The organism is Lacinutrix gracilariae (genome assembly GCF_042684485.1).
GTDB lineage: Bacteria > Bacteroidota > Bacteroidia > Flavobacteriales > Flavobacteriaceae > Oceanihabitans > Oceanihabitans gracilariae.
This window is the reverse complement of the sequence record NZ_JBHULM010000011.1, coordinates 1,166,290-1,177,800: the sequence shown is the minus strand read 5'-3', so window position 1 is coordinate 1,177,800 and position 11,511 is coordinate 1,166,290. Positions and strand designations below refer to the sequence as shown.

5 protein-coding genes are annotated in these 11,511 nt (G+C 34.1%); 4 read left to right on the top strand and 1 reads right to left on the bottom strand.

All coding sequences use genetic code 11. The features are described 5' to 3' along the window. The first annotated feature begins 22 nt into the window (after positions 1-22). The 3 genes from ACFSSB_RS12230 to ACFSSB_RS12220 all read left to right on the top strand — a co-directional run bounded on the left by ACFSSB_RS12230 (position 23) and on the right by ACFSSB_RS12220 (position 3,817). Positions 23-886, top strand: a complete 864-nt coding sequence (locus tag ACFSSB_RS12230) for a cupin-like domain-containing protein (RefSeq protein ID WP_379904632.1) — start codon at positions 23-25, stop codon at positions 884-886. A gap of 33 nt (positions 887-919) precedes the next feature. Further along, positions 920-1,450, top strand: a complete 531-nt coding sequence (locus tag ACFSSB_RS12225; protein WP_379904630.1) for a DUF6646 family protein — start codon at positions 920-922, stop codon at positions 1,448-1,450. A gap of 183 nt (positions 1,451-1,633) precedes the next feature. After that, a complete protein-coding gene (locus ACFSSB_RS12220) occupies positions 1,634-3,817 on the top strand; it encodes a T9SS type A sorting domain-containing protein (protein ID WP_379904628.1) in 2,184 nt (727 codons plus the stop codon). A gap of 55 nt (positions 3,818-3,872) precedes the next feature. Here the strand turns inward: ACFSSB_RS12220 and ACFSSB_RS12215 are convergent, their stop codons facing one another. Continuing rightward, the gene (locus ACFSSB_RS12215) at positions 3,873-4,346 is read right to left on the bottom strand and encodes a regulatory protein RecX (protein WP_379904626.1); all 474 of its coding nucleotides are present in this window, start codon (positions 4,344-4,346) and stop codon (positions 3,873-3,875) included. A 471-nt stretch (positions 4,347-4,817) separates the two neighbouring features. On the opposite strand from ACFSSB_RS12215, the gene ACFSSB_RS12210 reads away from it, so the two are divergent. After that, a complete protein-coding gene (locus tag ACFSSB_RS12210; RefSeq protein WP_379904624.1) occupies positions 4,818-11,264 on the top strand; it encodes a GEVED domain-containing protein in 6,447 nt (2,148 codons plus the stop codon). Positions 11,265-11,511 lie beyond the last annotated feature (247 nt).

Here is an 11,511-nt window from a genome sequence, read left to right as displayed (position 1 = left end):
TTGGCTTTTTAAACCCATTATATTGAAACTCAATCTTCAAGACATACCTCGAGTAAAAACCATTACTAAAGAGGATTTTATAAAACACTATTTTAAACCTCAAAAACCTGTGGTTATAGAGCGTTGCATAGAAGATTGGCCTGCATATACCAAATGGAATTTAGATTATATAAAACAGGTTGCAGGAGATAAAAAAGTACCTCTCTATGATGATAGACCTGTAGATTACAAAGACGGTTTTAACCAAGCACATGCCACCATGAAAATGAGTGATTATGTAGACTTACTTAAAACCCAACCTACCAAGTACAGAATTTTTCTTTGGAATATTTTAAAAGAAGTACCTCAACTTCAAAAAGATTTTAAATTTCCAGATTTTGGTTTAAAACTCATGAAAGGCTTACCAATGCTTTTCTTTGGCGGAAAAGATTCGCATACATTCATGCATTATGATATCGATTTAGCTAATATTTTCCACTTTCACTTTCAAGGCACCAAACAATGCATCTTGTTTAACCAAAAACAAAATAAGTACTTATATAAAATTCCGCATTCTTTAATTGTTAGAGAAGATATTGATTTTTCTAATCCAGACTTTAAAAAATGGCCAGCACTACAACACGCAAAAGGCTATACTACAGAACTTAAACATGGCGAAGTTTTATATATGCCAGAAGGTTATTGGCACTACATGAAATACATAACTCCAGGATTTTCTATGAGTTTACGTGCTATTGCTAGAAACCCAAAAAACCTTAGCAAAGCAATATATAATATTGTTATCATGAGGCATTTTGATAATTTAATGCGAAAAATGAAAGGCCAAAACTGGATAGACTATAAAAACAAACAAGCAATTACTAGAACTAATAAAAATTTTAGCTAATTTTACCACCTTTTTAATACTAAAAATTTATAAATGAAAAATATCTTATTATTCATCACTTTACTAAGTGTTAGCTTTTTACACGCACAATCTTTTTCTGGAAACGGAGACCAAAAAGTACAAATTGGTGCTAATTTTCAAGACAATGCCACCAGTATTTTTGCTAGTTATGATTATGGATTAGGAGAAAACTTTTCTATAGGTGTTGCCTCTAGCTATGCTTTAGGAATTCCAAGCAGTTTGAAAAATGATATAAAAGCAAACGGAGTTACAGTATCAGAAAAAGCTAATTTTTTAGATAGATTTGATATTTCAGCACGTTTTAATGCAAATATTGGAAACGTTATAAATATTGATGATGCTTTTGATTTATATCCTGGTTTACACCTTGGTTTAAAGAATTTTGGTACTCACTTAGGTGCTCGTTATTTCTTTTCAGATGGCTTTGGTGTGTTCACAGAGTTAAATGTACCTCTTGCTAAATATGATACTGGAGATTTAGATCCTTCAGAAAAATTACACAACCAATTTACAGTAAACGCAGGGATTGTTTTTAACTTGTAAGAAAACATCTACTACAACACAAAAGAGCATAGGTTTATGCTCTTTTTTTATGCTTCATTTTTAAAAATTAGGGTTTAAAATAAAAAAAAACGTGCATTTCATCGAAAAAAAGATGTATTTCGTGGATTAGAGAATTATTTATTCGAAATTTGATATTATTAAGTACCCCAAAAACCTACTAACATGAAAACATTCCTACACTGTTTTTTTGTTGCAGCCCTATTTACTATTTCTACCTATGCAAATTACAATAAGACTAGCAACAATTTAACCACAACATTCACTCCACCAGAAGCAAATTTAACGAACTTTACTTATGTAGTTTATAACGGACCATCTACTAATCAAACGTTTAACATAGAGGACGCTTCAAACTTAGAAAGGCCTTATACAGTAACAGCTCCAACAGGATATGAAGTATCTACTTCTACGAGTACAGACTTTGAAGATCAAATAATAATTCCTGGTAATCAAATAGCTTCAGGCTCGGTAGCTGTTTATGTTCGATTAAAAAACTACTTAATTATTGGCACCTATATTGATAATATTAGTGTTAATGCTCCCGAAATTACCATTGATAATGTTACCTATCCTACAGTAAACTACACCATATCTGTCTCTGGAGAAGTTACCAGAAAAGAAACCTCTTGGAGCAGTAGCACATGGACTAATGGTACACCAACATTAGAAACCACAGCCATATTAAATGACGATTATGATACCGCTACACACGGAAACTTAGAGGCTTGGTCTTTAATTATTACAGCCAATAAAACAGCTACTGTAGCAGATAATACCTATTTAAAAGTTGAAAAAGACGTTATCGTTAATGGTACGCTTGATGTAGCATCTAAAGGATCTTTTGTACAAGTAGATGACTTAGGTACATTTACCCTAAATACAGGTGGTACTTCTAGAGTTAATAAAGAAACTTCTATTTTAAATAAATGGTATGATTACACCTATTGGAGTTCTCCTGTTCATGGCGCTACTGCAAATACTGCACTTGCTGGTGCACACCCAAGTATGCGCTACTGGTTTAATGCACAAAATTATCTAGATGAACTTGCAGAAATATTCAATACAGACACCTATACATCTGGCCATGATGATATTGATGATAATGGTGATGATTGGGCTGCTCTTTCTGGATCTACAGTTTTACAACCTGGTGTTGGTTACGCTGCAACACATTCTAATTCTGGTTTTGTTGCTGGCAACTCATACACTTATACATTTACTGGACCTTTTAACACAGGAACCATTACAACACCTGTTTATTACAATGGAGACAATGGCGATTTAGATTGGAATTTTATTGGTAATCCTTACCCTTCTGCTATTAATATTGAAGAATTTTTTGCTCAAAACGATGGCATTGTTGGAAAAGCAGTGTATTTATGGTCACATGCTACACCGCCTAGTCAAGGTAATAATGGTAATCAGCCCTTAAATTTTAGCACAGATGATTATGTTATTATAAACGGAAGTGGTGGTGTTGCTGGTGCTTCACGTGAAATACCTAATAATTATATTCCGTCAGGACAAGGTTTTTTTATTCAAGGTTTAACTAATGATAATGTTACTTTTACCAACGTAATGCGTGTTACAGATGCAAGCAGTAATTCGCAATTTTTTAGAGATGCTAACCCTGTAGAAACAAATAAAATATGGGTAAACCTTACAAATGATGAAGGCGTGTTTAACCAAACTTTAATTGCATATGTAGATGGTGCTACAGATAGTGATGACGGAAATTATTACGATGCTGTTAGAAATTTTTCTGCTGGTTGTGCTGCTGTAATTTATACAACTATTGCAGAACAAACAGATAAAAAATATGCCATTCAAAGTAAAAATCCTGGTAATTTAAATAGTAATGAAAGTATTTCTTTAGGTTTTGAAACTTCTATTAGCAACAATACACAGTACACGATTAGTATTGCTAGAAAAGAAGGAGACTTTTTAAACAATAACACTGTGTTTTTAAAAGATAACCTTTTAAATACTACACATGATTTAACAGGATCTGACTACACATTTAGTGCTACTTCTGGACAATTTACTTCTCGATTTGAAATAGTATTTACTTCAGAAACACTAACTACAAATACAAATGTTTTACAAGACCAACTTAGTATTATAGAAATTAATAATACAGAAATTCAGTGCAAAGTTGACCAAGGAAATACTATTAATAGTGTAGAACTTTACAATACTTTAGGTCAATTAACAAACACAACAACAGCTAATGAAACTTCAACAGTTACTATAAACAGTAGCGCTTTAGCAGTGGGTACTTATTTTGTAAAAGTACTGGTAAACAATAATAAAGTAATTACCAAAAAATTGGTAAAACGTATCTAAAATAAAAACGTTTTTTAGTACTAAATAAGCCTTAAAATATTAATTATTTTAAGGCTTATTGTATTAAACGGTTTACAGCATCATAAACCAAAGGACTCTCCCAGCCTCGATAAAGCAGGTAGTCTGCTAGTTTCTTTTTCTTCTTAAAGCTATTGGTTTCTCTTATACTTTCTACTTTTTTTTCTGCCAATGCATGAAAGGTTTCTAAATAATCATCTGCTTCTATCTCTTTCAAGGCAATATCTATAATGACTTTGCTAATATCCTTCCTTTTAAGCTCTTGTTTTAATCTGTTTTTTCCCCATTTTTTAATTCTAAATTTTCCAAGCACAAAAGCTTTAGCAAAACGCTCTTCGTTTAAAAAGTTGTTCTGTATCAAGTGCACCACAATTACATCTATAGCATCTGGAATCATACGCATATTTCTCAACTTTTCAACTACTTCTTTATGGCAACGCTCTTGGTAAGCACAATAGTGTTCTAGTTTTTTTTGCGCCTCGTCTAAAGAATACGTTTTTTGAGTATGCATAGGGTTGAAAACAATTATAGAATTAAATTAAGTAAGCAAAAAAATAAACTCACCGTTTAGTAAACTTACCTGAGTGTGCTATTAGTTAGTAAAACGAAAATAAATCTTTTATCATAAACAAAGCAACTAGCTTATAATTTTATACAAAAAAGACTAGAATTAGCTAAATTTTAACTTAAACGTTGCAAAATAAACAACAAAACACATGGCTGTATGTTAAAAAAATAAAACTTCAATAAATGCAAATTTTGCAAAAAAAGGAAACACCAAGAAACACTAACAAACTTATAAACAAAAACTTAACATTGTATTTCTGTTTTACAACTGCAACTAAAAAATGTATAAACTCTTAAAAATTAACCATTAGGTAACAAAAAAATAGCACTAAACCCTACATTTATATACATTTTAACTTAAATTGCATGCTTGTTTTGCTGCTTTAGCATCAAACATAATTAAATTTTTTTCCCTATGACTAAAAACTACGCCCTAAGTTTACTAGCCTTCCTATGCGCAATTTTATCTAGTTTTGCGCAGACAACCGTTACTTATGATTTTTCTGATTCTGGAGCATCAACCTCTGGAACTTTAGATGCTAATATTAGTTTTACTTCTCACAAAAATAATGGAACTGCTACTCCTGCTATAAATAATGATCAATTAAGATTATACCAAAATAGCGCTAAAGGTGGCTCCATTAAAATAACACAAAATACAGACGTGATTATTACAAAGGTTGTAGTTTATGCATCAGGCACTACAGGTCCTGCTGGTTATACCGAAGATGGTACTTTTGTTTCTAATTTAAATGCAAGTACCACCTATACAATGGATGGATTAAGCGCTTCTATTGTAGAATTTTATCAAAGAGACAGTAGTTCAAGTAATAGAATTTATGTAGATAGTTTTGAAGTAACCTATACTTCTTCCACTCCAGCTGGACCAACAATAACTGCAACACCAACAAACATTACAGATCTAGATTATGTAATAGGTAATGGCCCATCTACAGAACAAAGCTTTGATGTAACAGGGACTTTATTAGACTCCGGATTAGATATTACTGCTCCTACAAACTTTGAAATAGCAACTGCTGCTTCAGGACCTTATAGCTCCACTATCAGTTTTACAGATACAGAGGCTAACAATACCAATACCATATACGTAAGATTAAAAGCTGGTTTAACCATAGCTTCTTATGCGGATACAATTACCATGACCAACACAACTTCTGGTGTAACACCTCCAACAATTGATGTAAGTGGTGAGGTTACAGATATTATCTATTGTGATTCAACTCCATCTTCGAATGATGGGTCTGGAATAAGCTCTGTAACAGTTGGTTCGGCAACTTTTCCTGTTACAGATGTTACACAATACACATACACAGGTGCTGTACCAGATTTAGTACAAGGAGCTAGTACTTCCTCTTCCATTACTTTTGAAACAGGTTTCAGTTACGACACACATATTTGGATAGATTTTAATGATGATGGTATATTCGATAACTCTACAGAAAAAGTATTTACGGGAGAGTCAACAAACGCCAACCCTACTACATTAACTACAGACTTCACCTTAGATGCTACTGCAGCGCTTGGCCAACACAAAATGCGTATTGGTACTGCAGATTCGGGTCAATCTACTCCAGACCCATGTTATTCTGGAGCTTATGGTGTAACCATAAATTTAGATATTAACATTATTGCAGGATCAACAGATACACAAATTAACTTTGCTTCTACTACATATACTGCCGCCGAAACAGATGGTAGTGTAAGTATTTGTGTAGACATAATCAACCCTAGTACTACAGCAACAACCTCAAATGTGGTAATGACTTCTGCAACAGCTACGCATATAGCATCCTATACACAACTTATTACTTTTCCAGCAAATAGTAGCGCACAACAATGTGTAACTGTTCCTATAACAGACAACACAAATTGTGGAGACGATGCCACATATACCTTTGAAATTCAAAATGTTTCTGGCGGTTCTAACGCTAGTGTTGGTAGTATTAATGAAACTACACTAAGTGTTAGTGATGATGATGCAGTAAACGCAACAATTATAGATGAAAACTTTTCTGCTTTCGGAAATTTCACAGAAGTAAGTGAAACAGGACCATTAACATGGAGTGTTTCTGGAGGATATGCTCAAATTAATGGATATGGTAGTGGTTCTGGCCAAAGAGATTGGTTAATTTATAATAGTGCCATCAATTTTGACAATCTTAGTAATGCAAGCTTAGTCATTGACTATCAAGAACAATATTCTGGAAACAATGTAGAAGTATTTTATTCTACAAACTTCAATGGTACTTTTTCAGCTGCAAATACAGGTAGCGCAACTTGGACAAGTTTAGGGGAATTAGATGAACTTTCTTCTAGTGGTTCATGGGGTATTGATACAAAAACTATTGATTTATCAGGAATAAGTGGTTCTTCCGTTTATATAGGATTACTTTACACATCCGCCTCAACTAGCAACGCTGAAAGTTGGAGAATTGATAATGTAGAATTAACAGCTATCGAATGTTCAATTCCTGCTCCAGAAATCAACATTCAAGGAAACGCAACAGATATTCCAGATGGCAACACAGCAATAGACACGGCAGATGACACCGATTTTGGAGATGTATTAATTTCAAGTGGTGCACAAGTGCATACATTTACAATAGAAAACACTGGCGATTTAGTTTTAAATATTTCTAGTATCGTTTCCAATTTAGGAGATTTCACAATAGGAACTTTCCCTGCTACCATTGCGGCAAATTCTAGTGCCACATTTACGGTCTCCTTCGATCCTTCCTCCGTTGGAACACAAACAGCGACCATAACCATAACAAATGATGATGCCAACGAAAGTACATACAACTTCAACGTAGAAGGAAACGGTACCGATATACCAAGTATTGTATTAAGTTCTTCAAACCCTGCAGTCACCGCTACCAATATTCAAGCGGATGCAAGTGTGACCAATACAGTTATTTATGCCTTTGATTTAGCAGTAACTAATTATCAAGCAGAACTAACCGCTTTTAATTTTACCACATCTGGTTCTGCTACAAACGCAGATATCACCAATTTTACAGCGTATTATTCTACAGATGCGACATTTAATGCAGGAAGTGATACTACATTACAAACCATAACTACAACTTTAGGATCAGGAACACATAGTGTTACTGGTTTTTCACAAACCATAGCAAACGGAAGCACTGGTTATATTTTTATAACCGCAGATATCCCTTGTGGAGCAACAAATGGAAATACCATAATAGTTAATGCCATGACCACTGCGGATTTAACCTTCACTGCAGGAAACAAAACAGGAACAGCTTTTGCTAGTGGCACACATATTATAACAGAAGTAACCCCTAATAACGTAACTGCTTTAGCTACTGCAAACTGTGAAAACGGCAGTGTAGACCTCTCTTGGACAGCTGCAACAGGATGTGTAGATAACTACATAGTTATAGCCTCTACAAATGCATTAGCAACTGCACCTTCTGGAAATAGTAGTACATATGCTGCCAATGCAGCCTTTGGCTCTGGCACTGCATATGATTCTGGTTTTGTGGTTTATAATGGCTCTGGCACCTCTGTAAGCATTACAAACCTTACGAATGACACTAACTATATCTATACCGTATTTACTAATAATGGTAATAGCTGGAGTTCTGGCGTGAATGTAAATTGCACACCAAGTTTAGCGTACTGTGATCCTGGATCATGGTCTAGTAGTGATTCTGAAATAGAAAGCGTTGTACTAACAGGTGAAAATAATTCAATAAATAATATCACTTCCGATATTTGTACAAATACCGTACAAGATAATACTGCAATGACTGCAGATTTATTTGATGGAGGCACTTATACACTTACGGTTGAATTTGGAGATTGTAATGGTGGTAACCTATATTATGGAGCTGGTGCGGTTTGGATCGATTGGAACCAAGATGGTGATTTTGAGGATACAGATGAACAAATTGGAACTTATGATATTCAAGGAGGAGGAGCAAATGAATTTCATGCTTTTACTATAAATGTGCCTTCTGGTCAAACAATAGGAAATTACAGAATGCGTATTGTACAAGATGAATACGGAACCGAGGCATCAATAGACCCTTGTACTAGTCCTGGTTATGGAGCAATTGCAGATTACACAATAGAAGTAATCCCTTCTTGTACGCCAACACATTCATTTACTTCTATGCTACCAACAACAGGTCCTGAAGAAACAGAAATTACAGTAACAGGAACAGGATTTACAGCTAGTACTACCGCTAATTTTGGCGGTGTAACTGCCACAGTAGATTTTGTAAATGCAACCACTTTAATTGTACACGTGCCTGCAGGTGCCACAACAAACAATCTTACGCTTACAGAAGCAGGTTGTAATCTTCATGCAGATATATTTACGGTCTTAGAAGCTGGAGGAACTTGTTATGGTCCTACCAATTTTACCGATTTAATAATCTCAGAAGTATATGATTCCGAGTCAAATAATGTTTGGTACATGGAATTATATAATCCTACTGAAAACCCTATTGATTTAAGCACCTATGCTATTGAAAGATATTCTGAACAAGCTAATAGTGGAGCTGGAGGAGTTACAAGAATAATTCCTTTATCAGGAACACTTGCTCCACATACGGTTTATACAATGAATTTAGGAACTAGCACCTCAACCTGTACAAGCATCACCTATGATGTAACAGAGTCTGGAGGAGGAATTAATGCATCAGATAGCATGCACCTTACTAACAACGGGATTATTATAGACACAGTAGACGCACCTAGTGGAGATGGATATTCAATTTTAAGAGATCCTACAGCTACAGGACCAACCGCAACTTTTAATGCAGGAGATTGGACAACCAATACTACAGAAAGTTGTTCCGATTTAGGTATATTCTCATCTGCAGCAATAACTAATGCTCCTTTAGTTTCTTCCATTACAAACACTAGCGATTGTGCTGTTTTAGATTTTTCTGTAAATGCTACCGAAGGCGATACGGATACCTCTGGTGATTTAACCTACCAATGGTATTATAATGATGGTACAAATGATTCATGGATAGCAGTTACAAGTATATCTCCTGCTGGTTATACCATTTTAGGCGAAGATGGAGATAATTTATTAATTGAAGGGGATACAAATTCTCTTAATAATTTAACAAACTACCAATTTTATTGTGAGGTTACAGAAGCCGGAACTTGTATTAATATTTCTAATGCAGAAAAAACAGAAGCAAGTGCATCTACCTGGAATGGAACAAACTGGTCTAACAGTGCTCCAGACTTAAATACTGTAGCAATAATTGATGGAGATTATGACACTAGTATACACGGTAGTTTTAGCGCTTGTACACTTATCATTAACTCAGGAAACACTTTAACAGTTACTAGTAACGAATATGCTGAAGTATACTTTGAAGTTACAAACAACGGAACTTTTAATATACAAAACAGTGGTTCTCTAGTGCAAATAGATAATGATGCTGTTAACTCTGGTAACATTAGCATGCAACGTACTGCTTCTATTCGTAAAATGGATTATATATATTGGTCTTCACCTGTTGATGGTTTTAACACCAACAACATATCTCCTGCATCACCAACCAGCAGAATATATAGCTGGAGCCCTACAGTAAATAATGGTAATGGTAGTCAAGGTAACTGGATTTCTGCTGCTAATACAGCCATGACTCCTGGTGTTGGGTATATTGTTAGAGGTCCTAATTCTTATGGTACAACTGCTACTGATTACACAGCTACTTTTAACAATGGTGTACCTTTAAACGGAATTATAACTCCTACTGTTTCTAGAGGAAGTAATCCTGCTGGTTATGATACCAATGATGACGATTGGAATTTATTAGGAAACCCATATCCTTCTGCCATTAGCGCAATAGATTTTCTTACATTAAACACAAACCTTGAAGGATATATAAATATTTGGACGCATGGTACTTTACCAAGCACCTCCATTTCAGATCCTTATTATTATGATTTTGCAGCAAATTATGATGAAAACGACTACCTAACGTATAACAGTGCAGGTTCTTCAGCTGGACCTGGTACTTTTAATGGTGATATAGCTGCAGCACAAAGTTTTATGGTAAATATGGTAGATGGAGCAACTGCTTCAGAAACCGTTACTTTTAACAATTCTTTACGTGACATTAGCTTAAATAATTCTGAATTTTACAGAACTGCAAATACAGAAAAACACAGAATCTGGTTAGACCTAGTTCCAGAAGGTCAACCTGCAAGAAGAATTTTAGTAGGTTATGTAGAAAACGCAACCATGCAAGTAGACAGAATGTATGATGCACAATCGGAACTAGACAGCAATAAAAACTTCTATTCGGTTATAGATAACGAAGCTTATAAAATACAAGGTCGTGCTTTACCATTTAATGATTCAGATGTGATTCCTTTAGGTATAAACGCAACAAGCGCTTCTAATTATACTATTGCTCTTTTTGCTGTAGATGGTTTATTTGAAAACAATGAACAAAACATCTACCTTAAAGACAACATTTTAGGACACATACACCATTTAAATAATGCACCATATACCTTTGCACTAGATGAAGGAACGCATAACAACAGATTTGAAATTGTATTTAACAACAACTCTTTATCTATAGAAGAAAACCAATACAACAACAGCTTAACTATTGTAGAACAACAAGATGGTAGTGTACAATTTAGCACAGGGAAAGACTTACAAATTAAAAATGTAAAAATCTATGATGTATTAGGTAGATTACTGTACAACCTAAACGGAAACAACAGTACAGAAAACTATATGCTAGATAATTTAAGCCAAGCTACTTATGTAGCCAAAGTAACATTATCTAATAATACGGTAATTACTAAAAAAGCGGTAAAAAGAAAATAACAATACAAAGTATTTCTTTTTATAACAAAAGGCTTAACCTCATGGTTAAGCCTTTTGTTTTTTATACACGTAAACTTTTATAAACATTATTAACTCCATTATAAATTATAAGGTGATAACACACCTAATAATACTCCGTTTTACCATTCATCGAATCAATATGTTATTAAAAGGTTATTTCATCTAAAGATTTAGAAATGAGACAGTTTCTTAGTATATTTACATTTTAAACTTCTTAATTAATAAG